We start from the raw sequence: 23,396 nt of genomic DNA on the forward strand, positions 1-23,396 counted from the left end.
GATACGCCTGACACCAGATACACACTCGACCTCGCGGCACCGGGACCATGTCGGTTTCGCGATTGCCTCGGTCAGAACTCACTGACCCGGGAACAAAGATCAATTTAGCCGCGATCCGTTAGCGCTCCGTTAACCCTCTGCCGGCCTTAATGATATTTGGAGGCGTTGCGTTGTGCTCCGGGGAAACCGAGAGGAATGCGCGAATCATGGGCATGGTACTGTCTTTCGTGCCGCGTGCGGCACCGGCCAATCGAGCCAAGCAAACCACCGAAATACCGGCGGCGGTGATCATATTTCCCGGCATCCGTTATGAGCGGTCCAGCACCGGCGAAGCCCGGCCTGCAGGGCCGGACAAGCCGGGATCGCCACGGACGCCAGTCCCCCATCACTGAGCAGTCCTCCACCACTGAGCTTTGCTGAAGCCATGGTTTGGTCCGTCAGTCCCTCTGCTCCGGATCCGCGATCGAGGATCGCGGCTTAGAAATCCTGCAACTCGCAGGAACTCTGATCGAGAAAGCGCGACACGATCGGCTTCCAGCTCTCGTCGGGTACGAAGCTGCGGATGACGAAGATGCCTTCATCGATGGGCGCCTCGACGAAGATCGCTCCCTGAAGATCCTCGGGCAGGTCCTTGCGCACGTCGATCATCTGCGCCGGCGTCAGCACGACGGCATCCAGCTTGCCGCCCGCCGCCGTGTGGTCGTTGAAGGAATAGATGTTGTGACCGCTGCGGTCATAGACCGACACCGACCAGAACGGGACGTCCCCCGGCGCCTTGATCCGGACCATTCCTTCCTCGAGGTCGAAGCGGCAGGCCGTTGCGTAGAACAGCGGGTCAACCGATTTCACCACCGGTGCGCCGCCCGCTTCGGCATCGAGCCCGTTCATCTTGTAGAGATCCGAAGCCATGGAGAGACGCGACCAGGCGTCGCGTTCCGAAAATTCCGGCACCAGAAGCAGGACGACAATGTGGACGATGCCGGCGCCGACGAGGCCGAGCAGGATGGCATGCAGAAGCCTGCGCAATGCGGCACGCAAACTACGCATCGCAGCCCGCCTTGACGATCCTGGGCAGCGAAACGTCTGACAGGCCGGTGCTGCTGGCGATCGGCGTGTCGTAGAGGGTCAGGACGAAATACATCCGTCCAGAACCGTCGGTCAGCAGCCAGTTGCCCGGCATCGGGTGATGGCCCACGGATATAATCACGGAATTGTCCGGTTGGCGTAGCACCTCGTAGGACTGAAGAGCCGCAAGCCGCGATTTACCGGTCTCGACGACGCCGAGCGACTGATCGGCGGCATAAAGCGTCCAGAACCGCGCTGTCGGAAATCCGCCCTCGATCCTGTAGGTGCATTCCCGCTTGAGCTGGTCGCCGGCGGCATCCTTTTCCGCCACGAAGGACAGGCCCTCGGCGCGACCAAGCGCCAGCACGCCCTCGCGCGCCACGCGGGCCTTGGAATAGGGGTCCGCGGCCGGTGTGCCGATGTCGGGGAAGGCAGTCCACTGGCCGATCCTGATTGCGCCGACACCGTCCTGGATCTTCAGCGCATACCAGACGCTGGCACCGCCTCCGCCAATGGCTATGGCAAGCGAAATCAGCATCAGGAAGGCGTTCTTGAGCATGAAGGGCCAGGTGCGCGCAGGATTGCCGTTCGGGGATATCGCGGCGCGGGGCCTTGTGGCAAGCAGGCGTGATGGATTTGCCAGTCGGTCTTGTCTCAGCGGGCGGATATCACAGTGCCGACAACGTTTCGGGTGAAGCGGGGGCGTCGAGTTTGGGGGCCGCCTGGAACATCTGGCTCATGTCCCGCAACGTCTGTGTGGTTCGACTGGACAGCACCGGCGGCCGCTCGGCGGCGGCATCGGCCGCTGCCTGCTCCTCGCTCTTCTTCTGTGCCTCGGCGGCCTTTGCCGCGACCTCCTCGTCGACGAAGGGCTTGTCTATCCCCGGGATCGGCTTCAAGTCGATGTTCTGGTGCGCGTAGACCATCAACCGCTGCCACACCATCGCCGGCAGCGAGCCGCCGGTCATGTTCTTGGTCGGGGTGAAATCGTCATTGCCCAGCCACACGGCTGCCGTGTAGTTGCCGGTAAAGCCGACGAACCAGGCATCGCGGTAGGATTGCGTGGTGCCGGTCTTGCCGGCGACGACGATGTTGGGAATTTGCGCCCGCCGCGCCGTGCCCATCACCGGCACGGCCGCCAGCATGGTGTTCATGGATTTCAGGGCCTGCTCGGACAGGACGCGATGCGGCGGCGGCGCGTCCTTGGTCCAGTCATACACCACGTCGCCGGTGCGGGTTACGAGCTGGGTGATGCCGTGCCGGGAACCGACGAAGCCGTTCTGGGCGAACACGCTGTAGCCCGTCGCCTGGTCCATCACGGTCATGCCCGAGGTGCCGAGCACCATCGTCTTGTGCCCTTCGAGCGGCGATTCCACCCCAAACGATTCCGCCAATGCCTTGATCGGCGCGATGCCGAGATGGTCCTTGGCGAGCCGCACCGGCACGGTGTTGATCGACTTGGCCATCGCCATGATCAGCGTGATGTTGCCCGCCGACTCGCCGCTGTAATTGTGCGGCGACCAGTTGCCCCAGCTGATCGGCCCGCCAGAAATGATCGAGTTCGGCGTGAAGCCGTGTTCCATCGCCGTGGCGTAGACATAGGGCTTGAACGATGAGCCGGTCTGGCGCAGTGCCTTGGTGGCGCGGTTGAACTGGCTGGCGCCGTAGTCGCGGCCGCCGACGATCGCCCGCACCGCGCCATTGGTCTCGATGACCACCACGGCCCCTTCGGTGACGTTGTACTCCTTGCCGAACTGGCGCAGGTGGAACTCGACGGACTCCTCCGCCGCTTTCTGGATGTTGGCGTCGAAGGTGGTGTGGGCAACCAGCGAGTGCTGGCCGGGCTTGGCGATCTTCTTGACCTCGTCGAAGGCCCAGTCGAGGTAGTAGTCGGGGCTCTTCTGTTCGCCGCGGTCGACGACGTCGGCCGGATGCAGTCTGGCCTGCAACACCTGGCCTTCGGTCATGAAACCGGAATCGACGAGGTTGGACAGCACCACGTTGGCCCGCGCGCGCGCCGCCGGCAGGTTGATATGCGGCGCGTATTTGGTCGGCGCCTTGAACAGGCCGGCCAGCATCGCCGCCTCGGCAAGGTTCAGGTCCTTGACGCTCTTGCCGAAATAGAAGTCCGCCGCCGCCTCGATGCCGAACGTGCCACCGCCCATATAGGCGCGGTCCAGATAGAGCTGCAGGATTTCCTTCTTCGACAGATTGGCCTCCAGCCACAGCGACAGGAACGCCTCCTTGATCTTGCGCTCGAACGTGCGCTCATTGGTCAGGAACAGGTTCTTGGCCAGCTGCTGGGTGATGCTCGAGCCACCTTGGACGACCGAATTCGCCCGCACGTTCTCGAAGATCGCGCGCGACAGGCCGAGCACATCGATACCGTAATGGTCGAAAAACCGGCGGTCCTCGGTGGCGAGGACCGCCTTGATGACATGGTCCGGCATCTCGTCGACCGGCACGGAATCGCGCTGGATGATGCCGCGCTGGCCGATCTCGTTGCCATAGCGGTCCAGGAAGGTGACGGCGAAGTCGCCCTGGGCACGCCAGTCGCCGGTGGTGTCTTGGAAAGCGGGTATCGCCAGCGCCAGCATCACCACCATGCCGCCGGCGCCGAGTGTAAAACCTTCGCTCAAAAGTTCGATGAAGCCGCGGCGCCAACCCTTGAGACGGAAGCGCCGCGAGAAGATCGTCGCGGCCTCCCAGAACTGGCGTGCCTTGAACCCGATCTCATAGAGCGAGGAATCGAGCCACGCGTCCAGCGCCAGCAACCAGGCGGCGATCGGACCTCTTCTCTTGCGTGGTTCAGGGCTGACCATTCAAAAAACCCGGCTCGGTTCTGGCGCGACCTGAAAACCGCAAGCGGGCAATTTCAGGGCGGCGCCCTGTGCGACTATTCATCCATTTACGGACACTCACAAGGGCGGGGAGGACACAGGGGCACGGTTTGTTGATGGAAGAACCAGGTACCCGGCGGCCGGTTCCTCGCCCGCCAGGTACTCGATCCGGCGAGCGGGAGCAGTTTTGCCGTTTTCCCGACTATCAGGCCGCCTCGCGTTTCAGCGCCTGTGCCATGCAATGGATACCGCCGCCGGTCTTGGAGATTTCGCTCATGTCGACGGCCGCGACCTCGAAGCCGCGCGCCTTGAGTTTTTCGATCAGCGTCTTGCTGGACGTCGGCGCGATCACCCGGTCCTTGCCCAGCGACATGAAGTTGCAGCCGAGTGCCATCGTGTCCTGGAAGGGAACGTCGATGATCTCGTGCCCCTTGCCCTTCAGCCAGTCGACGATTCCAGGCTCGGTGCAGGCGAGGCAGACGGCGGTGAGCTTTTCGGCGATCGGCACCACCATCAGGTCGATATGGACGTAATATTCGTCGATGAAGGCAATGCGTGTCTCCCAGCCTTCCTTCTCGAACCAGGCCTGCACCTGCCGGGCGCCTTCCTCCTGCGTGCGGGCGCCGCCGCAGCCGATCAGCACCACGCCGTCCTCGATGACATTGAAGTCGCCGCCCTCGAAAGTGCCGGCCGTAACCATGTCGTAGATCGGGATGCCGAGCTTTTCATAGGTGCGGATGGCGGCGTAGTTCTCGCCGCGCCGCCACCAGTTGGCCATGGCGGTGATGATGGCGCCATAAGGCGTCATCACGCTGGAATCGCGGGAATAGACCTGCATCGGCAGTTCCGGCGTCGGCTCGTGCCAGTGAATGTTGACGCCGAAATGCTCGTAGGCCGCGACAAGATCCTTGTGCTGTGCCTGCGCGATCTGAACGTTGCAAGGGGCTTCACGCAGGTGCTTGCGCGACAGCGAACTGGTCGACAGGTGGCGCAGGAAATTCGGCGATCCGAGCAGCACGTCGGTCAACACGTCGGTTTCGTTGGCGAAGCCCCAGACGGTCAGTGGCTTGGTACCACCGGCGGGGTTGCGGCGTTGAAGCGAAAACGGCTCGGCGATGATGCGGTCATGGACGGTCATGCGGGTTCTCCTCGTGGGCTCGTTCTAAAGGGTTGGTCAGGTCATGCATTGCTTGGGATCCACCAGTCGCGGCCGCGCGCGGTGGTGACATATTCCGGCCAGCGGAAGTTGATCGGCGGTTCGTAGTCGCAGAGCGGCGCGATCCAGTTGGAGCCGCCGACGCCACCGCCGGTACGGGTGATGAACTCGTCCTTTGCCGCGTCGCGGGCGGTCTGGTCCTCGAGCAGGCGCAGCGCCGCCAGCGCGACCGTCTTGGCGGCGCAGATGACCATCGGGTCGATCGTCGCGGGAATGCCACCCAGCGCATTCATCACCCAGGAGGGATAGGCACCGCCATTCGCCGAGCGGAGCGCTGGGCGGGCGACATAGAAGCGGGCGGTCGGCGCGTGCCAGCTCATGTCGGTGTAGTCGTCGGAGGTCGAGTTCACCTGGGACGGTGGCAGGTCGCGGCGCAGGATCGCCTCAGCCTCTTGTGGCGAAATCAGCCGCTCAAGCTCATCGATAAAGGGGTTTTCGGTAGCAGTGCCGCCGGCATTGACCTGGATTTCCCGCGCGATTGTTCTGGCCAGTTGGTCCCAGCGTGGCGGCCCGACAGTCGACAGGGCTTCATGGGCAATCCCAGCCATGGCGTGGTTCGCGAGCCCAGGCCGTGACTTCGATACCCAGTGCCGCTCGTAGCGGCAGCCGCTGATCGCGGCCGCGGCCGCGGCGTTGCGGTCGAGCACCGCCGTTACCTGCTCGGCCATGCCGATGGCGGGCACGCGGATCATGTACTGGATCTCGGCCAGTCCCGCCGGCAGATTGTCGGCCGTGGCCTGGCCGGCCGTCAGGATCGCCTCGCTGATCGACCAGCCGCCCTGGTGTGGCAGCATGGAATCGCGCAACGCCTTGGAAGCCATGTACATGGTCATCAGTGCATCGTTGGCGCCCGGTGCCCTGACCGCCGAATGCGCCTGCGGGATCGGTGCGCCGTCGCTTGCGCGAACCCAATTTTCGGGTTCGTCGCAGACGAAGCGATAGATCATCGCGTAGGCCGCGCCGCAATGCGTATCCCAGCGCGCGGTATTGCAGAGCGGCAGCATGTAGAAGGGATGGAAGGAGATCATGCCGGCAAGGCCGTCATAGTAGCCTTTTGCCGCATGGATCGGCTTCGAACCGCGCACTTTTTCGGCCGGCTCGCCGGTAAAGCGCAGAGTGCCTTGAATGTCGTGGCGCTGCATGGCGGCTTTGGTGGCGAGCAGGCCGCCGAGACTTGCTATGCCGAGCCCCGAATGCGGGTCGGTATGGCCGCCGGCCTCGGCGCCAAGGCCAGGTCGCGGCTGCCTCACCGTCACGGCGTCCTGGCAATTGCCGGGCACGGCATCATATTCGGCATACATGCCCACTGTCGGTCCGGCACCGTTCGTCCAATGGGCGCAAAAGGCGGTCGGCATGCCGCCCGAGCCTTCCTCGACCGAAAATCCCTCGCGCTTGAGTCGATCGACATACCAGGCGGCCGACTGGTACTCGCGCCAGGCGGTCTCGCCGAAATCGAAAATGGTGCGTGTCCATGCCGACAGCAGGGGCTGGATGCCGTCCAGGCAGGCAAGCGCGGTCTCTTGCGCCGATGTCGTCACCGGTTTCTCCATGCTCTAGAAGAAAGCAGTGAAGCGGCTCGCCAAAAAGTGATATGTTTTCCTGGTTCATGCAAATTCGGTTCACCTCTTGAGAATCCCATCGACACAGGCGCTACGCGCGCTCGACAGTTTTGCCAGGCATGGCAGCGTCTGGCGCGCCGCCGACGAACTGCACCTGACCCGCAGCGCGGTGAGCCACCAATTGCGGCTGCTCGAGCGCGATCTCGGCTTCGATCTGCTGGAGCGGATCGGCAAGGGGGTGGCGCTCACCCCGCGTGGGCAGCGCTATGCCAGCGACGTTCGCAAGGCGCTGACCGTGCTCGGTGACGCGGTGACGCGCGATGCCGGCACTGGCGTCGGCGGCTCGTTCGCCGTCTCCTGTACGCCGGGTTTCGCCTCGCTGTTCCTGTGCACCCATATCGGCGAGTTCCGGCAGATGTACCCTGACGTCGCGCTGCGCATCCTGACGCCCCGACGGCTCGACGATGTCAGCAATGCCGAGGCAGACGCCTTCATCGCCTTTGGCGTGGGCAACTGGCCGAACCGCATGGCCGAGCTGTTGTGCGAAATCTCGTTCACGCCGCTCTGCAGCCCGACGCTGCTCAACAAGGTCGGAGGCCTTTCCAGGCCGGCGGACGTACTGCGCGCCAATCTGCTTCATCTCGACGACACCGAGGATTGGGCACGCTGGCTGGCGCTGTCCAAGGTTGAAAACCCGGACACCGAAGGCGGCATCTTCTTTTCCGACATGAACCTCGTCTTCTCGGCGGCGATTGCCGGGCAGGGGATCGCCATGGGTGACGAACTGACCAGCCGCCGTGCGCTGAGCGAAGGCCGTCTGGTCAGGCCTTTCGACATCGCGATCAAATCGCCGCGCTCCTATTTTCTGGTCTCCGAACACGCAAAGGCCTCGCACCCGGTCCTGGAAGCCTTCGCGGGATGGCTGAGGTCGACTCTCTCCGAGAATCGCATTCAGCCTTATTGAGGGGCAGGGTGGCGTCAGCCCGCCATAGATGAATGAAATTTGCCGATCAGGCGAAAACTATTCGGTTGCGGTGAGCTTCCGCCCTGCCTACGATTTGGCTCAACGGTAAGGATAGAGGCAGGATGCAGCAACCCGGCCGGGCCGCAGAGATCAAGGCAATCGGGATCGGCAAGAGCTTCGGCTCGTTCCGTGCGCTGGACAATCTGACGCTCGACATAGGCCGCGGCGAATTCCTGACGCTGCTTGGGCCCTCCGGCTCCGGCAAGACCACCTTCCTGATGATCCTGGCCGGCTTCGTGCAGCCGAGCGAGGGCAGGCTTTTCAGCGACGGCGCCGATATCACCGACCGCCCGGCCGAGCAGCGTGCCGCCGGCATGGTGTTCCAGGGCTATGCGCTCTTTCCGCATATGAGCGTCGAGGCCAACATCGCCTTCCCGCTCAAGGTCCGCAAGAAATCGGCCGCCGAGATCAAGAAGCGTGTCGGCGAGATGATCGAGCGCGTCGGTCTGGTCGGCCACGAGAAGAAATTGCCCTCGCAGCTTTCCGGTGGCCAGCAGCAGCGCGTCGCGCTGGCCCGGGCGCTGGTGTTCGAGCCGGGCGTGCTCCTGCTCGACGAGCCGTTTTCGGCGCTGGACAAGAGCCTGCGCGGCCAGATGCAGGCAGAGATGAAGCGCCTGCACCAGGAGACCGGCACCACCTTCGTCTTCGTTACCCACGACCAGAGCGAGGCGCTGGCGCTGTCTTCGCGCGTCGCCATATTCAATCATGGCAAACTGCTGCAGGTCGGCGCGCCGGACGAGGTCTACGACCGGCCGGACAATCGCTTCGTCGCCGAGTTCCTCGGCGAGATCAACATGCTGCCGCTGAAGGGGGTTAAGGCCGTCGACAACGGCTCGACGGGCCTTTGTGAGGACCGCGCGGTCAGCATGCACTGCAAGGCTGAGAAGGTACGTGGCGACGCCATCCTGGCGATCCGGCCCGAACACATGTCGATAGCGCGCGAGGCTGCCGCCGGAGAGAACGGCATTGCCGCGACGGCAATCGCCTCGACCTACCTGGGTGCGGCGACCAAGCTCGACCTCACCACGCGCCAAGGTGCCAAAGTCACCGTCTCGGTGCCCAACGAGGTCGCGGCGGCGGCGCTCAGCAAGGGCAATTCCGTGTGGCTGACATGGCCGGCGGAAAAGGGTTTCCTCCTTCCGGACGGAGGACAATGAGCGCCGGCGCGGCCTGATCAGCCGCACCGGCTTCCGGAATCAAAATCAACGAAAACAAAGGGGAACTGACATGAACGACACCAAGAAACAGGCCATCGAAACGCTGTCCGAAAGAACGAGACGCGGCGAGATCTCGCGTCGGCAGTTCACGCAACTCGCTGCCCTCGTGCTCGCCGGCACGCCGATGCTGCTGCGCTCGACCGGTGCCTTTGCCGCAGCAAAGGAACTTGTGCTGGTCAACTGGGGCGGCGATGCCATCACGGCCTACGACGCGGCCTATGGCCAGGCCTTCACCAAGGATACCGGTATCACCGTCAAGATGGACGGGTCGGGCCCGACCGAAGGCGCGATCGCCGCGCAATCCAAGAGCGGCGCCCCGACCTGGGACCTGGTCGACGTCGACCCGTTCTCGGCCATTGCGCTCGGCGCGCAAGGCATGCTCGAGCCGATCGACTACAACATCGTCGACAAAAAGAAGATGCGGCCGGGCTTCGGCTGGGACTATGCCGCCTCGACCTATTTCTTCTCCTATGTCATCGCCTACGATTCCGAGAAATACGGCAAGGATGCACCGACTGGCATGGCCGATTTCTTCGATGTGAAGAAATTCCCGGGCAAGCGTTCGCTCTACAAATGGGGCGTGTCGAGCTGGGAAGCGGCCCTTTTGGCCGACGGCATCGCGCCGGCTTCGCTCTACCCGCTCGACCTAAAACGTGCGCATGACAAGATATCAGCCTTCAAGGAAAACGTCGTCGCCTATTGGGGCGGCGGCGCCGAGAGCCAGAGCGTGCTGCTCAATGGCGAAGCCTCCATGGCGATCGTCTGGTCGACGCGCGCCTCGCTGATCGAGCAGGATTCCGGCGGCAAGATCAAGTTCATCTGGGACCAGGGCCTGATCTCGCCCGGCGCACTGGCCGTGCTCAAGAACAACCCCGGCGGCAAGGATGCGGCGATGAAGTTCATCGCCAGCGCCCAGGATCCGGAAAAGCAGCTCGTCATGTTCGACAAGCTCGGCCAGGGTCCGGCCAATCCGGCGGCCGACGCGCTGATCCCCGCCGACAAGAAGCGCATCAACCCCGTCGATCCCGAGAACATGAAGAAGCAGATCCCGCTCGACATGGACTGGTACGCCAAGAACTATGGGCCGGCGCTCGACGAATACACCAAGATCATCTCCGCCTGACCGGCGGCGATGCTGATCTAACATGAGAGGCGTTCTCTCCGACAGGATGGGCGCGGCGCTGTTGATGGCGCCGCTGCTCCTTTTTCTCGGCCTTGCCTATGCCTGGCCATTTCTCGGCGTGGTGAAATGGAGTTTCACCTTGCCGACGCCCGGGCTTGGCCAGTACGAGGCGTTGCTCACCGACGATCTGGTCCAGTCGGTGTTCATCCGCACGCTGCGCATCGCCGCGATCGTCACTATAGTGTCGGTCGCCGCCGCCTATGCTATTACGGTCGTCTGGGTTCGCGGCAGCCCGGCGCAGCGCCTCATCGCCGAATTCTGCATCCTGGTGCCGTTCTGGATCTCGGTGCTGACACGCGCCTTCGGCTGGGTGGCACTGCTGTCCAATCGCGGCCTGATCAACACCTGGCTGCAGTCGATCGGTTTTATCTCCGAACCGCTGACTTTGGTACGCAACGAATTCGGCGTCATTGTCGGCATGACGCATTTCCTCATTCCTTTCGCCGTCTTTCCGCTGGCTTCGGCCATGCGCAGCCTTGACGAGCGTGTTCTGCTCGCCGCGCGCGGCCTCGGCTCCAGCCGCATGCGCACCTTCTGGACGGTGTTCGTGCCGATGACGCGCTCCGGCATTATCGGCTCCGCGATGATCGTGTTCGTCTTCTCGCTCGGTTTCTTCGTCACGCCGGCGATTCTCGGTGGCGGGCGCAGCGTCATGATCGCCGAACTGATCTATCTCAGGATATTCCAGAGCCCGGACTGGGGGCTGGGGGCTGCGATCAGCGTCGTGCTGGTACTGTTCGTCGGCGCGCTGATGGCGCTCTTGTTCCGTTATGTCAGACCGAAGCAGCTGATCTGATGCCGACTTATCGCCCCGGTCCTGTCTCCCTGGTTATTGCCGCCCTGGTGGCGTTGTTCCTGCTGTTGCCGCTGTTGGCCGTCATCCCCGTGTCGCTGACGCCGAGCCGCATGCTGGCGATGCCGACGGGCGAATTGTCGTTGCGCCACTACCGATCGTTGATCGAGGATCCGCGCTGGCTCCAGTCGATCCTGCTTTCGATCCGCATCGGCATCGTCAGCAGCGCCATTTCAACTGTGCTGGCGCTCTGCTTCAGCCTCGGCGTCTGGATGTTCCAGCCGCGCTTCACCGCGACCCTCGTCGGCTTCGTGCTGTTGCCGATGGTGGTGCCACCGGTGGTTTCGGCGGTCACGCTCTACTTCCTGCTCACCTCCATCTCGGGCGTCAGTTCCTTCTTCGGCTACGATACCTGGCTCGGCGTTGCCATGGCGCATTCGGTGATGACGGTGCCGTTCGCGACGGTGCTGATCCTGGTCTCGCTCAGCCAGCTAGACCGACGCATCGACCTTGCCGCGCGGGGGCTTGGCGCAAGTGTCTGGGCGCGCGCCACGCGCGTCATCATGCCCAACATCAAATTCGGCATCGTCACCGCGGCGCTGCTGTCCTTCGTGCTGTCCTGGGAAGAGATCGGCGTCACTTTGTTCATCACCTCGGTCAACGCCATCACGCTGCCGCGCCTGATGTGGATGGGACTACGTGACAACATCGACCCGGCGATCGCCGCCCTGTCGGTGATTTTGATCATCATCACCGTGCTGGTTCTGGCGGTGAGGAGCGTCGTGGTCAGGCTGAACCGGGGGAGCAAGCCGGTCTAGACGAATCGCACCGAGACTTTGCCGAACCTGCCCAAATCGCCAATGACTTCGTCACCGGCGGCGACGCTGATCGGTGTCACGCAAGTTCCGGTGATCACCACCTGTCCCGGTTGGGGCGCTATGCCAAGCCGCGACAGCTCATTGACCAGCCATGTCAGCGCGATACGCGGGTCGCCGAGGACAGCCGCGCCCGTTCCGTCGTGCCGCGACTTACCCGAAACGAGACCGGTCGCCGGGTACTCCGCCAGGTTCACGTCGCGCCAATCGTCTTCGGCAGGCTGGCCGATGACAAACAGATTGGCGCAGGCATTGTCCGCGATCAGCTGCGGCGCGCCGACAGCGCAGAAATCATCATATCGTGAGTCCGGTATTTCGATCGCCGGATGCAGGGTCGCCACGGCGTCCATCACGTCAGCGATTTCATGAGGTGCGGCGCGAGGTGGGATCTGGCGGCCGAAACGGAACGCGAATTCGACCTCGGCGACCCGCATCTTGCTCGTCGCCAGCGAGACGATCCCGCCGACCTCGACCGCTTTTTCGGCGAGCAGACGCCCGGCCATCGGGCCGTCGACGTTGATATGCCTTTGACCGGCCAGGCTGGTTGCCGCGATCTTCCAGCCGAAAAGCGGGGCCGCCGAATGCTCCATGACATGCGACTGGATGGCGTAACCTTCGGTGCGCGTTTTCGGCCGCAGTTCCTCGGGTATGGCGTCGACATGGGTGCCATTGTCCCAATGGCCTACCAGCAGACGTGACGCGGCCCTGGCCTTTTCTGGATCGAGCATGGTCAGCTCCGGAAATCGGGAACATGCTCCTCTGTCCGGCCAAGCCGGCAAGGAACATTCCGTCGTATGGACCAGCCTATATGGGGCAAGATCGCGTGACCAGACAAGCAGAGGCAAGCTCATGGTCAATTTGCCAGGCCCTATCGCGCCGACTGACGAGATTGTCGGCAAGTCGTATTTTCGAGATCATCGGCGTTCATGATTCCGATGACGAATCGCCATCGTCTTCGCGTGGCGAACCGCTATATCTGAGAAGGGATGCGGACATGGGCAGGCTTTGGAAAAGCATTGTCGGTGGCGCAACGGCTTGAGGAAATGGACGATGACCGCGCCCGGCGATTTGCAGCAGGCCCTGTTTCTAAGACTGAAAAGCGATGCGTCGCTGTCGGCGCTGCTGGGCGGCGCCGGACTGCTCGAGCGGGCAACCGACAACGTCGCCTTTCCCTATGTGACTTCAGGCCAGACTTCTGCCTTTGACTGGGACACCGGCGCCGAGAACAACGACGACCAGCTGATCACGCTGCATGTCTGGTCGAAGGCGCATGGCGAGGCCGAGACCCGGGCGATCATGGATGCCATCAAGGCGCGGCTTGCCGGAGCGGTGTTGGTTATAGGCCCGCGTGGCCAGACGCGGCTGTCGCTGGAATTCAGCGAGGCGCGTTACGATGAGGAACTCCTTGTCCACCATGGCCTGCTGCGATTCCGTGCGCTGACGCAGGAAAACGCCTGACGCACTTTCAATATCACCAAAACGGAGTCTAGACTGAGCTTTCGCGGGTTTCACTGGGGGGCGGTGAAATCCAAGATGTCTGTCTCGCGTTGCAGGGGTGTGGCGAGCATGGTTTCAGGGCCGTTCACTGTTCATTTCACGTTCAGCACCGATGCGTTACAACGCGGGTCATGAAAACGCTTCGCTCCCATTTCCGAACCGCGACCCTGGCGCTTAGTGCCGCCGGGCTGTTTGCGTCGCAGGCAATGGCGATACCGGTCATCGAGCCCGACCAGGCCAGCCCAATCGTCCTGGCTGCATCCGACTGCTATGCGATCGGTCAGCAGGTGGCTCAGCAGAATGGCGGAACGCTCGCCAAGGCTTCGGCATCGACGCGTGGCGGCCAGCCGGTCTGCGTCATCGTCGTGCTCGTGCCCGGCAAGGACGGACAACGTCCGCGCCGCTCCGAAATCGTCGTTCCGCAGAACTGACCGGTCTTCCCTCCGTTTCCCAGGCCAGCGGAATCGGCCTATATCTGAAATCTTCAATCAACAGGCATTGGTCCCCGTATGCGCGTACTCGTCGTCGAGGATGACAAGGATCTCAACCGGCAGATCTCGGATGCGCTGGTCGATGCCGGCTATGTCGTCGATCGTGCCTTCGACGGCGAGGAGGGCCATTTCCTCGGCGACACAGAGCCTTACGATGCCGTTGTGCTCGACATCGGCCTGCCGCAGATGGACGGCATCAGCGTGGTCGAGCGCTGGCGTCGCGGCGGCCGCAAGATGCCGGTGCTGATCCTGACCGCGCGTGACCGCTGGAGCGACAAGGTCTCCGGCATCGACGCCGGCGCCGACGACTACGTCACCAAGCCGTTCCACATCGAGGAGGTGCTGGCGCGCGTCAGGGCCCTGATCCGCCGCGCGGCCGGCCACGCCTCGTCGGAACTGACCTGCGGGCCGCTGCGTCTCGACACCAAGGCTTCGAAGGCCGATGTCAACGGCGTGCCGCTGAAATTGACCTCGCACGAATTCCGGCTGCTTGCCTATCTGATGCACCACATGGGCGAGGTCGTTTCGCGCACCGAACTGGTTGAGCATCTCTACGACCAGGACTTCGACCGCGATTCCAACACCATCGAGGTCTTTGTCGGACGATTGCGCAAGAAGATGGGCATCGACATGATCGAAACCGTACGCGGCATGGGCTACCGCATGCGCGAGCCGGAGGCGTAAGGCGGAACCGCTCCCCACCAACCCGGCCGTGGGCAGACGGCTCTCGCTGCGCGCGTGGCCGCGCTCGCTGACGTTCCGCGTCATCGCCTTCTCCACCGTGTGGGCGATCCTGACCCTGGTCGTCATCTTCACCCTGATCACAACGCTCTACCGACAGGCCAGCGAGCGGGGCTTCGACAGCCTGTTGTCGGCGCATCTGTTCAACCTGATCGGCTCCATCGGCATCTCCGACAGCGGCGCGTTGACCGGCTCCCCCGATCTTGGCGATCTCCGTTTCTCGGAACCGAATTCGGGCTGGTACTGGTCCGTCGAGCCCGCCTCGGAAGGCGTGCATGGCGATCTTCACTCGTCGTCCATGACCCGGACCATCCCGTCGCCGGACGTGGCGGATGTTCCCTTCAACGCCAATTTCCAGCGCAGCTATGCCGCGCAAGGCATCAATGGCGAGGAGCTGGTCGTGTTCGAGAGCGAATTCGTTCTCGACGCGAAGAACCGCGCCGCGCGCTTCCGCGTCATGGGCAACAAGACCGAGTTGGAGCAGGAAATAGGAACGTTCCAGCGCCGCCTGCTGACCTATCTCAGCCTGTTCGGCATCGGCATGATCGCCATCAACGCCATCGCCATCCTGCTCGGGCTGCAGCCGTTGCGCAGGGTCCGGAACGCACTCGCCATGGTGCGCGAGGGCACCGCACAGAGGCTCGACGGCCGTTTCCCGGCCGAGATCGAACCGTTAGCCAACGAAACCAACGCCTTGATAGAAAATAACAAACGCATCGTCGAGCGCTCGCGCACCCAGGTCGGCAACCTCGCCCATTCCCTGAAGACACCGCTTGCCGTTCTGCTCAACGAGGGCCGGGCGCTTGGCGGCGCCAAGGGACAGTTGATCGCCGAGCAGGCCGCCTCCATGCAAAAGCAGATCGACCATTACCTGCAGCGTGCCCGCGTCGCGGCGCAGCGCGACAGCGTCGTCTATCGCACGCCGGTGGCACCGCTGGTGCAGCGCATGGTGCGCGTTTTGCAGAAGCTGAACCCGCGGACCAGCCTGTCGCTGTCGCTGCCGGCCACCGAGATCGTCTTTGCCGGCGAACGCGAGGACCTCGAGGAACTGCTTGGCAATCTTCTCGAAAATGCGGTGAAATGGGCAAGGAGTGCTGTCGCGATCTCGGTCGTGCCCTTGGCCGGCAAGGATGAGAGCCTGTTTGAGATCAGCATCGAGGACGACGGACCGGGGATTCCCGAGGATAGGGCCCGTGAAGCGCTGAAGCGAGGGCGGCGCCTCGATGAGACCAAGCCTGGGACGGGCCTGGGCCTTGCCATTGTCGCCGATCTCGTCAACGAGTATGGAGGCGTCCTGGCACTCGAGCGGTCCGGCATGGGCGGACTGAAGGCGACGGTGCGATTGCGGAGCCTGCAGTAATGCTACCCAGGCCAATCGGCAGCAATGGAAGGCGCATCTTGTGGCGGCATATCGATTGACCCCAGAGCAGCCGCCAGTGGCCAAATTTCCGACAAATATCAACACTATGGCCACGCCTACTTCTCCGATGACGCGGCCCCCGGCGCATCCATGGCAGGCTCCAACTCAAGAAAACCGGTTGTTGGCATGAAGATTCGCGTCGCGCTTGTTTCCGCATTGCTGGCCGTGTCGGGCTGCACCACCTTGAGCGGCAAGGGTCCGACCGTGGCGGCGACACCGGCCTCGACGCCTCCGGCCGGCGGCAAGGTCGTTACCAAGTCGATCATCTCCGCCATGGGCGGCGGCCTCATTGGCGGGTCGATCGGCAACGGTCTGAGCGACACGGAGAAGCGCAGCGCGCTCGAGGCCGAATACAAGGCGCTCGAATACAACACCAGCGGCCAGAAGGTGACCTGGAAGGGCGATCAGGCCTCACGCTATGGCGAGGTCGTCCCTGCCCAGCCTTACCGCGTCGGTTCGCAGGATTGCCGCCAATACACACAGACGGTGTTCACGGGCGGCGCCAGCGTCACGGCGCACGGAACAGCCTGCCGCAATGCCGACGGCAGTTGGACGCCATTGACCTAGCCAGCCGGGTCTCGTTGCGATCCGGCCGGTGGATTTCGATCGCGACATTCGGCGCGTGCCGTCAAAGCGTCGCAGGATGCCTGTGTTGGCAGGGCAGGGCTCTGCCGTTATTGGAAGAACCATGCTGTTCTGGGTCATAGCCGCAATTCTCACGCTGGGCGCCAGCCTGGCGGTGCTTTTGCCGTTGGCTGGTGCCTCCAAGGGCGCATCATCGAGTGGCGATCACGATCTGGAAGTCTATCGCGATCAACTGTCCGAACTCGACCGCGATGCCGGGCGCGGTTTGATCGGGCACGCTGAAGCGGCCGAGGCGCGCGCCGAGATCGCCCGCCGCATCCTTCGCCTGGGCAACGCGGATATGGCGGCCAAGGCGTCCGGCAGGTCATCGGGCACCGTACGGCTTGTCGCGACCGTTGCGGTGCTGGCGGTTCCGTTGGTCAGTTGGGGGCTCTACAGTCAGATCGGCTCGCCTGACCTGCCGTCGCAGCCGCTCAGTGAGCGGTTGGCCAAGAACCCCGCCGACAGTTCGGTCGATGAGCTGGTGGCGCGCGCCGAGGCCCATCTTGCCGCCAATCCTTCCGACGGCAGGGGCTGGGACGTGCTGGCGCCGGTCTATCTGCGTATGCAGCGCTTTGCCGACGCCGCGGCGGCCTACCGCAACGCCATTCGCCTGGACGGCGACAGCGCTGTCCGTCAGGCCGGTCTCGGCGAGGCGATCGCCGGTGCGGCGGGCGGCATTGTTTCGGCCGATGCCCAGGATGCCTTCGAGGCGGCCTTGAAGCTTGACCCGGCCAATGCGAAAGCCGGTTTCTATCTGGCCATGGCACTGGCGCAGGAGGGCCGTGGCAAGGAAGCGGCCGCGGCCTGGCAGGCTATGCTTGGTACACTGCCGCCGGATTCGCCGTGGCGCGGCGCTGTCGAACAGGCGCTGGCCAAATCCGGCGGCCCGGAAGTCGCCTCCGGCACGACCGTGAAAGGCCCCGATGCCGCCGATGTCGACGCGGCGTCCTCCATGTCGCAGCAGGACAGGGAAGCCATGATCAACACCATGGTCGCCGGCCTGGACGACAAACTTCGTCAAAATCCGCGCGACCCGGAAGGATGGATGCGGCTGGTTCGTTCCTATGTCGTGCTGGGCAAGGCCGATCAGGCGCGCGATGCGCTGGGCCGCGCCATCGCGGTCTTTGGCGCCGATAGTGACGAAGCCAAGAAATTCACCGCCTTTGCCGCCTCGCTCGGCTTGACGGCGACGGAGTAGAATTGGGTATGACGCGCAAGCAGAAACGATTGTCGGTCATCGCGGGCGGATTGGTTTTTCTGGGTGCCGCCACCGGGCTGACCTTCTATGCGCTTGGCCAGAAGGCGTCCTATTTCTACATGCCGGCCGATCTGACCACCGCCAGCGTTCAGCCGGGCCAGCGCATCAGGCTCGGCGGTTTGGTCGAAAAAGGCACCATCCAGCGCGGCCAGGGCGCAACGGTTGCCTTTTCGGTCACCGACACCCACAAATCGGTCAAGGTGACTTATACCGGCATCTTGCCCGACCTTTTCCGCGAAGAGCAGGGTGTCATCACCGAGGGTACCTTCGGCCCTGACGGCGTCTTTGTCGCCGACAGCGTTCTGGCCAAGCACGACGAGCGCTACATGCCCAAGGAAGTAGCCGACGGCCTGAAGGCCAAGGGCGTCTGGCAGGAGAGCAAGAGTGAGTAACTCTGGCGGAAGAGCAAGCGTGAGTCGCGCGAATGGTTGAAACCGGACATTTCGCCCTGGTTCTGGCGTTCGCGCTTTCACTGGTGCAGACGATCGTGCCGCTGTTTGGCGCGCGGCTGAACAATCAGCGCCTGATGGCGGTCGGCGGTCCGGTCGCGGTGACCGGTTTCGCGTTGACGGCGCTATCCTTCGCGGCCCTTGCGAGCGCCTATGCAAGCTCTGATTTTTCCCTGGCGAACGTCTGGGAGAACTCGCATTCGCTGCAGCCGCTGATCTACAAGATCACTGGAACCTGGGGCAATCACGAAGGTTCGATGCTGCTCTGGGTGCTGATCCTGACCTTCTTCGGCGCGCTTGTCGCCGCTTTTGGCTCCAACTTGCCGGCGACGCTGCGCGCCAATGTGCTCGCCGTGCAGGGCGCTATTGGCGCTGCCTTCTTCCTGTTCATCCTGGTGACCTCCAATCCCTTCATCCGGCTCAATCCGGCGCCCATCGAAGGCCGCGATCTCAACCCGATCCTGCAGGATCTTGGCCTCGCCATTCACCCGCCGATGCTCTATCTCGGTTATGTCGGCTTCTCGATCTGCTTTTCCTTCTCGGTCGCCGCCCTCATCGAGGGTCGCATCGATGCCTCCTGGGCGCGCTGGGTGCGGCCATGGACGCTGGTCGCCTGGATGTTCCTGACCGGCGGCATCGCCATGGGATCGTATTGGGCCTATTACGAACTCGGCTGGGGCGGTTTCTGGTTCTGGGATCCGGTCGAGAACGCTTCCTTCATGCCGTGGCTGGCTGGCACCGCGCTGCTGCATTCGGCCATCGTCATGGAAAAGCGCTCGGCGTTGAAGATCTGGACGCTGCTGCTCGCCATCCTCACCTTCTCGCTGTCGCTGCTCGGCACCTTCCTGGTGCGTTCGGGCGTCCTGACTTCCGTCCACGCCTTTGCCACCGATCCGACGCGCGGCGTCTTTATCCTGTGCATCCTGACGCTGTTCATCGGTGGCTCGCTGGCGCTGTTTGCGCTGCGCGCCTCGAAGCTGACGGCAGGCGGCCTGTTTCACCCGGTTTCGCGTGAAGGCGCGCTCGTCCTCAACAATCTGTTTCTGACCACTGCGACCGCCACGGTGCTCGTCGGCACGCTCTATCCGCTGGCGGTCGAGGCTTTTTCGGCCGACAAGATTTCGGTAGGAGCGCCGTTCTTCAACCTTACCTTCGCGCCGCTGATGGTGCCGCTGCTGGTGATGGTTCCCTTTGGGCCGCTGCTGGCCTGGAAGCGCGGCGATGTCTTCGGCGTTGCGCAGCGGTTGATGGCCGCGTTCGCCGCCGCACTTCTAGCGACGCTGGTTACGGTCCTGTTCATCGACGGCGCTTCGGTGCTTGCCGCGCTTGGCGTCGGCCTCGGCGTCTGGCTGATCCTTGGCGCGCTGACCGACCTCGCCACCAAGGCGGGGGTCGGCAATGTCGCCGCGCCGACAATGGTCAGGCGTCTGGTTGGTTTGCCACGCTCGGTCTTCGGGACTGCTTTCGCGCATCTTGGCCTCGGCCTGACCGTGCTCGGCATTGTTGGCACGCTCTGCTTCGGGACGGAGAAGATCCTGTCCATGCATGCTGGTGAAACCGTCGAAATCTCCGGCCGCACGGTGCGGTTCGTCGGGCTCTATCCTGCACAGGGACCGAACTACAGCGAGGATCGCGGGCGTTTCGAGCTGATCGGCGTCAGCGGCAGCCCTGTCGGCGAAGTCAGCTCCGCCAAGCGTTTCTATCCGGTGCGGCAGATGACGACGACGGAGTCCGGCATCAAGACTATTGGCCTTTCCCAGCTCTACATTTCGCTCGGCGACGAGGGCAAGGACGGCTCGGTCGTGGTGCGTCTGTGGTGGAAGCCGCTGGTAACGCTGATCTGGGGCGGCGGCCTGGTGATGATGGCGGGTGCGGCCATGTCGCTGATGGACAGGCGCCTGCGGGTCGGCGCGCCTTCGCGCCGTCGCAAGCAGGCGGTGGCGCCGGCGGGCCTGCCATGAGGGCAAGGCTTTCGGTGACGTCGATAGTCCTGTTGCTGGCATTGTTCTTCGCCGGAACGGCAATGGCGGTGAAGCCCGACGAGATGCTGGCCGACCCGGCACTCGAGGCGCGGGCGCGGGCGCTGTCGGAAGGCCTGCGCTGCATGGTCTGCCAGAATCAGTCGATAGACGAATCCGACGCGGACCTTGCCAGGGACCTGCGTATCCTGGTGCGACAACGCCTTGTCGCGGGCGATACCGACCGGCAGGTGATGGATTATGTGGTTTCGCGTTACGGCGAGTTCGTGCTGCTGAAGCCACGCTTCGATCTGCGCAACGCGCTGCTGTGGGGCACGCCGGTTCTCCTGCTTCTGGCCGGCGGCGTGTTTATAGTGCTCAGTGCGCGGTCGCGCCGGCTTCCGGCAACGGCAGCGCTTTCGGTCGAAGAGCAGGCCGCATTGGACGCGATCCTCCGCCGCGACTGACGGCTGCCGTCGCCCGCCAACATTACCAAAGTTTCATGTGCCGGAAATGGCGTCGTAATGTGCGCTTCCCTAATTCTCGTTCCTTGAGGATGCCGATCAAGGCGCGTCCGCTTGAAAGAGGATAAGAGATCCATGAATATTGCCCCCGATTCATATTTCCGCACCCGCAAGCGTCTTCTGGCTGCTGCCGCGTCTATCGCGGTCGCCGGTGCGATCGGCGTTGGCGCGCTGACCAGCGGAACCAGCCCCGTTCTCGCTGACGCCGTGCGCGTCGAGGCCCCGCAGGTTCCGAGCTTCGCCGATGTCGTGGAGCGTGTGTCGCCAGCCGTGGTCAGCGTCAAGGTCAAGGCCAAGATCCAGCCGACCGCCGATGATGGCTCCGACGATCAGGACGGCCTCGACAATCTTCCCAACAATCCGCAGCTGCGTCGTTTCTTTAAGGAATTCCGCGGCTTTGGTGACCAGGGCGGCCAGAACGACGAAGGTCATCGTCGCTTCGGTCATCGCGACCGCAACAATGGCGAGCCGCGCCCGGTAGCGCAGGGCTCCGGCTTCTTCATCTCCGAAGACGGTTACCTCGTCACCAACAACCACGTCGTCGAAGAGGGCACCGCCTTCACCGTTGTGACCAATGACGGCAAGGAACTCGATGCCAAGCTGGTCGGCACCGATCCGCGCACCGATCTCGCCGTGCTCAAGGTCGATGGTGGCGGCAAGTTCACCTATGTCGACTTCGCCGACGATTCCAAGGTTCGTGTCGGTGACTGGGTCGTGGCTGTCGGCAATCCGTTCGGCCTCGGCGGCACCGTCACCGCTGGCATCGTCTCGGCGCGCGGCCGCGATATCGGCGCCGGCCCCTATGACGATTTCCTCCAGATCGACGCCTCGGTCAACCGCGGCAATTCAGGCGGCCCGACCTTCAACCTCAACGGCCAGGTGGTCGGCATCAACACCGCCATCTTCTCGCCTTCCGGCGGCAGCGTCGGCATCGCCTTCGACATTCCGGCCTCGACCGCCAAGCAGGTCGTCGGGGACCTGATGAAGAGCGGTGCGGTGCAGCGCGGCTGGCTGGGCGTCGAAATCCAGCCGGTCACCTCCGACATCGCCGAGTCGCTCGGCCTGAAGTCCAACAATGGCGCCTTGGTTTCGAGCGCCCAGGACGATGGCCCCGGCAAGAAGGCCGGCATATCAGCCGGCGACGTGATCACCCAGGTCGACGGCAAGGATGTTGCGTCGCCGAAGGAACTCGCCCGCCTGATCGGCGCCTATTCGCCAGGCAAGTCGGTCGATGTCACGGTCTGGCGCGATGGCAAGAGCCAGACGGTCAAGGTCGATCTCGGCAAACTGCCGGCGAGCGACAAGCAGGCCTCGAACGACCAGCAACAGCAGCCTGCCGCTCCGGCAAAGCCTGACACGCTGGCCGATCTCGGTCTCACCGTCACCAAGTCTGAAAACGGCAAGGGTCTGGTGGTGACAGACGTCGACCCCGACAGCGCCGCCGCCGATCGCGGCATCCAGCCGGGCGACGTCATCACCGCGGTCAACTCGGCGGAGGTCAATGGCACCGAAGACGTCACCAAGGCCATGGCCGATGCGGTCAAATCCGGACGCAAGGCGGTGCTGATGCAGATCACCCGTGACGACAACAACCGATTCGTCGCGGTGCCGGTGGCCAAGGGCTGAGACGACTTTTCCAATGCGGCGGTTTCAACACCCCCGAGTCGCCGCATGGGGAAAGTAAGAAGGAGAGCCCGTTAGTCAGTCATCGCGCTCTCCTTCAGCGGCAGCGGGCTTCCCATCGCCCGCTGCCGCGCCCGTATGTGGCTGCCCACTCAGGCCCTCGTGCCCGATGCCGGTTGGTCCCGGGTTGCAGGTAACGACATGACCGGGAACTGGCATGTTCGGCCTAACGACGCCACGGAACAAAGATTTTATCGCGTACGCTCTCGATCGTCTTGATCGCGATGCGCTTTGGCAAAGGCTAAAATGCAGATGCCGGCTACTCAACCTTCAAGCGAAATCGCGTATAACGGCCCTATGAAGATTCTCGTCATAGAAGACGATCGCGAGGCTGCGGATTATCTGCAGAAAGCCTTCACCGAAGCCGGTCATACCGCGCATGTTGCGGGTGACGGCGAGACCGGCTTCGCGCTTGCCGATGCGGGTGACTACGATGTGATGGTCATCGATCGGATGATGCCGCGCCGCGACGGCCTGTCGGTTATTGCCGCCCTCCGCTCCAGGGGCAACACGACGCCGGTGCTCATCCTTTCGGCGCTGGGCGAAGTCGATGACCGGGTCACCGGCCTGCGCGCCGGCGGTGACGATTACCTAACCAAGCCCTATGCCTTTTCCGAACTTCTGGCTCGTGTCGAGGTGCTCAACCGACGCGCCAGCGCCAAGGAGGCCGAGACCGTCTACCGGGTTGGCGATCTTGAACTCGACAGGCTATCGCATTCTGTCCGCCGGGCGGGCCGTGAGATCACGCTCCAGCCACGCGAATTCCGCCTGCTCGAATATCTCATGCGCCATGCCGGCCAGGTTGTGACGCGCACGATGCTGCTCGAAAATGTCTGGGACTATCATTTCGATCCGCAGACCAATGTCATCGACGTCCACGTCTCTCGGCTGCGCGGCAAGATCGAAAAGGGCTTCGACAAGCCGATCCTGCATACCGTTCGCGGCGCCGGCTACATGCTGAAGGGCGGCTAGGCGG

Annotated in this window: 22 protein-coding genes; 16 read left to right on the forward strand and 6 right to left on the reverse strand. The window is 63.5% G+C overall.

All coding sequences use genetic code 11. From position 1 onward, the window contains the following. Window positions 1–477: 477 nt before the first annotated feature. The 5 genes from LB571_RS23275 to LB571_RS23295 all read right to left on the reverse strand — a co-directional run bounded on the left by LB571_RS23275 (window position 478) and on the right by LB571_RS23295 (window position 6,671). Window positions 478–1,047, reverse strand: coding sequence for a DUF1254 domain-containing protein (locus LB571_RS23275; RefSeq protein ID WP_224598298.1), 570 nt, complete (start codon window positions 1,045–1,047; stop codon window positions 478–480). Next, the gene (locus tag LB571_RS23280; protein WP_015318639.1) at window positions 1,040–1,624 is read right to left on the reverse strand and encodes a DUF1214 domain-containing protein; all 585 of its coding nucleotides are present in this window, start codon (window positions 1,622–1,624) and stop codon (window positions 1,040–1,042) included. The genes LB571_RS23275 and LB571_RS23280 overlap by 8 nt, the downstream gene beginning before the upstream one ends. A 109-nt stretch (window positions 1,625–1,733) precedes the next feature. Then, entirely contained in the window at window positions 1,734–3,887 is a 2,154-nt protein-coding gene (locus LB571_RS23285; protein ID WP_015318638.1) for a transglycosylase domain-containing protein, read from the reverse strand. Between the two features lie 223 nt (window positions 3,888–4,110). Continuing rightward, on the reverse strand, window positions 4,111–5,043 hold the full coding sequence (locus LB571_RS23290; protein WP_015318637.1) for a dimethylarginine dimethylaminohydrolase family protein: 933 nt from the start codon (window positions 5,041–5,043) through the stop codon (window positions 4,111–4,113). Between the two features lie 41 nt (window positions 5,044–5,084). Next, on the reverse strand, window positions 5,085–6,671 hold the full coding sequence (locus LB571_RS23295) for an amidohydrolase (RefSeq protein WP_224598300.1): 1,587 nt from the start codon (window positions 6,669–6,671) through the stop codon (window positions 5,085–5,087). Window positions 6,672–6,747: 76 nt separating this feature from the next. On the opposite strand from LB571_RS23295, the gene LB571_RS23300 reads away from it, so the two are divergent. The 5 genes from LB571_RS23300 to LB571_RS23320 all read left to right on the forward strand — a co-directional run bounded on the left by LB571_RS23300 (window position 6,748) and on the right by LB571_RS23320 (window position 11,715). Continuing rightward, the gene (locus LB571_RS23300; protein ID WP_140618559.1) at window positions 6,748–7,644 is read left to right on the forward strand and encodes a LysR substrate-binding domain-containing protein; all 897 of its coding nucleotides are present in this window, start codon (window positions 6,748–6,750) and stop codon (window positions 7,642–7,644) included. Between the two features lie 122 nt (window positions 7,645–7,766). After that, window positions 7,767–8,861: an ABC transporter ATP-binding protein gene (locus LB571_RS23305; protein WP_140618557.1), complete on the forward strand. Its 1,095-nt coding sequence runs from the start codon at window positions 7,767–7,769 to the stop codon at window positions 8,859–8,861. Window positions 8,862–8,931: 70 nt separating this feature from the next. Then, a complete protein-coding gene (locus LB571_RS23310; RefSeq protein WP_224598302.1) occupies window positions 8,932–10,044 on the forward strand; it encodes an ABC transporter substrate-binding protein in 1,113 nt (370 codons plus the stop codon). Between the two features lie 22 nt (window positions 10,045–10,066). Continuing rightward, window positions 10,067–10,900, forward strand: a complete 834-nt coding sequence (locus LB571_RS23315; protein WP_015318632.1) for an ABC transporter permease — start codon at window positions 10,067–10,069, stop codon at window positions 10,898–10,900. After that, window positions 10,900–11,715, forward strand: coding sequence for an ABC transporter permease (locus tag LB571_RS23320; protein ID WP_140878512.1), 816 nt, complete (start codon window positions 10,900–10,902; stop codon window positions 11,713–11,715). Before LB571_RS23315 ends, LB571_RS23320 begins: the two co-directional genes overlap by 1 nt. Here LB571_RS23320 and LB571_RS23325 read toward each other — a convergent pair. Then, a complete protein-coding gene (locus tag LB571_RS23325) occupies window positions 11,712–12,500 on the reverse strand; it encodes a 2-keto-4-pentenoate hydratase (protein ID WP_224598304.1) in 789 nt (262 codons plus the stop codon). The genes LB571_RS23320 and LB571_RS23325 overlap by 4 nt on opposite strands. Before the next feature lie 322 nt (window positions 12,501–12,822). Here LB571_RS23325 and LB571_RS23330 point away from each other — a divergent pair, with 322 nt between their 5' ends. The 11 genes from LB571_RS23330 to LB571_RS23380 all read left to right on the forward strand — a co-directional run bounded on the left by LB571_RS23330 (window position 12,823) and on the right by LB571_RS23380 (window position 23,392). After that, window positions 12,823–13,230, forward strand: coding sequence for a DUF3168 domain-containing protein (locus LB571_RS23330; RefSeq protein ID WP_015318629.1), 408 nt, complete (start codon window positions 12,823–12,825; stop codon window positions 13,228–13,230). Window positions 13,231–13,400: 170 nt separating this feature from the next. Then, window positions 13,401–13,700, forward strand: coding sequence for a hypothetical protein (locus tag LB571_RS23335; RefSeq protein WP_015318628.1), 300 nt, complete (start codon window positions 13,401–13,403; stop codon window positions 13,698–13,700). Between the two features lie 78 nt (window positions 13,701–13,778). Further along, window positions 13,779–14,444, forward strand: a complete 666-nt coding sequence (locus tag LB571_RS23340; RefSeq protein WP_015318627.1) for a response regulator transcription factor — start codon at window positions 13,779–13,781, stop codon at window positions 14,442–14,444. Between the two features lie 28 nt (window positions 14,445–14,472). Next, window positions 14,473–15,861: an ATP-binding protein gene (locus LB571_RS23345; RefSeq protein ID WP_015318626.1), complete on the forward strand. Its 1,389-nt coding sequence runs from the start codon at window positions 14,473–14,475 to the stop codon at window positions 15,859–15,861. Window positions 15,862–16,047: 186 nt separating this feature from the next. Further along, window positions 16,048–16,488, forward strand: coding sequence for a hypothetical protein (locus tag LB571_RS23350; RefSeq protein WP_041163489.1), 441 nt, complete (start codon window positions 16,048–16,050; stop codon window positions 16,486–16,488). Window positions 16,489–16,609: 121 nt separating this feature from the next. Further along, window positions 16,610–17,746: a c-type cytochrome biogenesis protein CcmI gene (gene ccmI, locus LB571_RS23355; RefSeq protein ID WP_224598306.1), complete on the forward strand. Its 1,137-nt coding sequence runs from the start codon at window positions 16,610–16,612 to the stop codon at window positions 17,744–17,746. An 8-nt stretch (window positions 17,747–17,754) separates the two neighbouring features. Continuing rightward, window positions 17,755–18,198, forward strand: a complete 444-nt coding sequence (ccmE, locus tag LB571_RS23360) for a cytochrome c maturation protein CcmE (protein ID WP_015318623.1) — start codon at window positions 17,755–17,757, stop codon at window positions 18,196–18,198. A gap of 32 nt (window positions 18,199–18,230) precedes the next feature. Then, window positions 18,231–20,216: a heme lyase CcmF/NrfE family subunit gene (locus LB571_RS23365; protein ID WP_140618548.1), complete on the forward strand. Its 1,986-nt coding sequence runs from the start codon at window positions 18,231–18,233 to the stop codon at window positions 20,214–20,216. Beyond that, window positions 20,213–20,680, forward strand: a complete 468-nt coding sequence (locus tag LB571_RS23370) for a cytochrome c-type biogenesis protein (protein WP_015318621.1) — start codon at window positions 20,213–20,215, stop codon at window positions 20,678–20,680. The genes LB571_RS23365 and LB571_RS23370 overlap by 4 nt, the downstream gene beginning before the upstream one ends. A 132-nt stretch (window positions 20,681–20,812) precedes the next feature. Then, the gene (locus tag LB571_RS23375; protein WP_140618544.1) at window positions 20,813–22,363 is read left to right on the forward strand and encodes a Do family serine endopeptidase; all 1,551 of its coding nucleotides are present in this window, start codon (window positions 20,813–20,815) and stop codon (window positions 22,361–22,363) included. Window positions 22,364–22,717: 354 nt separating this feature from the next. After that, window positions 22,718–23,392: a response regulator transcription factor gene (locus LB571_RS23380; protein WP_041163488.1), complete on the forward strand. Its 675-nt coding sequence runs from the start codon at window positions 22,718–22,720 to the stop codon at window positions 23,390–23,392. Window positions 23,393–23,396 lie beyond the last annotated feature (4 nt).

Origin of the sequence: Mesorhizobium sp. BR1-1-4 (assembly GCF_020165375.1) — a bacterium.
Classification (GTDB): Bacteria; Pseudomonadota; Alphaproteobacteria; order Rhizobiales; family Rhizobiaceae; genus Mesorhizobium; species Mesorhizobium australicum.

What these genes read in the sequence shown, in the direction of transcription:
- ccmE (WP_015318623.1), top strand. Translation starts at nt 17,755, where the DNA reads ATGACGCGCAAGCAGAAACGATTGTCGGTCATCGCGGGCGGATTGGTT.
- LB571_RS23325 (WP_224598304.1), bottom strand. Translation starts at nt 12,500, where the DNA reads ATGCTCGATCCAGAAAAGGCCAGGGCCGCGTCACGTCTGCTGGTAGGC.
- LB571_RS23320 (WP_140878512.1), top strand. Translation starts at nt 10,900, where the DNA reads ATGCCGACTTATCGCCCCGGTCCTGTCTCCCTGGTTATTGCCGCCCTG.
- LB571_RS23280 (WP_015318639.1), bottom strand. Translation starts at nt 1,624, where the DNA reads ATGCTCAAGAACGCCTTCCTGATGCTGATTTCGCTTGCCATAGCCATT.
- LB571_RS23365 (WP_140618548.1), top strand. Translation starts at nt 18,231, where the DNA reads ATGGTTGAAACCGGACATTTCGCCCTGGTTCTGGCGTTCGCGCTTTCA.
- LB571_RS23295 (WP_224598300.1), bottom strand. Translation starts at nt 6,671, where the DNA reads ATGGAGAAACCGGTGACGACATCGGCGCAAGAGACCGCGCTTGCCTGC.
- LB571_RS23290 (WP_015318637.1), bottom strand. Translation starts at nt 5,043, where the DNA reads ATGACCGTCCATGACCGCATCATCGCCGAGCCGTTTTCGCTTCAACGC.
- LB571_RS23285 (WP_015318638.1), bottom strand. Translation starts at nt 3,887, where the DNA reads ATGGTCAGCCCTGAACCACGCAAGAGAAGAGGTCCGATCGCCGCCTGG.
- LB571_RS23305 (WP_140618557.1), top strand. Translation starts at nt 7,767, where the DNA reads ATGCAGCAACCCGGCCGGGCCGCAGAGATCAAGGCAATCGGGATCGGC.
- LB571_RS23370 (WP_015318621.1), top strand. Translation starts at nt 20,213, where the DNA reads ATGAGGGCAAGGCTTTCGGTGACGTCGATAGTCCTGTTGCTGGCATTG.
- LB571_RS23330 (WP_015318629.1), top strand. Translation starts at nt 12,823, where the DNA reads ATGACCGCGCCCGGCGATTTGCAGCAGGCCCTGTTTCTAAGACTGAAA.
- LB571_RS23375 (WP_140618544.1), top strand. Translation starts at nt 20,813, where the DNA reads ATGAATATTGCCCCCGATTCATATTTCCGCACCCGCAAGCGTCTTCTG.
- LB571_RS23310 (WP_224598302.1), top strand. Translation starts at nt 8,932, where the DNA reads ATGAACGACACCAAGAAACAGGCCATCGAAACGCTGTCCGAAAGAACG.
- LB571_RS23275 (WP_224598298.1), bottom strand. Translation starts at nt 1,047, where the DNA reads ATGCGTAGTTTGCGTGCCGCATTGCGCAGGCTTCTGCATGCCATCCTG.
- ccmI (WP_224598306.1), top strand. Translation starts at nt 16,610, where the DNA reads ATGCTGTTCTGGGTCATAGCCGCAATTCTCACGCTGGGCGCCAGCCTG.
- LB571_RS23315 (WP_015318632.1), top strand. Translation starts at nt 10,067, where the DNA reads ATGAGAGGCGTTCTCTCCGACAGGATGGGCGCGGCGCTGTTGATGGCG.
- LB571_RS23350 (WP_041163489.1), top strand. Translation starts at nt 16,048, where the DNA reads ATGAAGATTCGCGTCGCGCTTGTTTCCGCATTGCTGGCCGTGTCGGGC.
- LB571_RS23340 (WP_015318627.1), top strand. Translation starts at nt 13,779, where the DNA reads ATGCGCGTACTCGTCGTCGAGGATGACAAGGATCTCAACCGGCAGATC.
- LB571_RS23335 (WP_015318628.1), top strand. Translation starts at nt 13,401, where the DNA reads ATGAAAACGCTTCGCTCCCATTTCCGAACCGCGACCCTGGCGCTTAGT.
- LB571_RS23380 (WP_041163488.1), top strand. Translation starts at nt 22,718, where the DNA reads ATGAAGATTCTCGTCATAGAAGACGATCGCGAGGCTGCGGATTATCTG.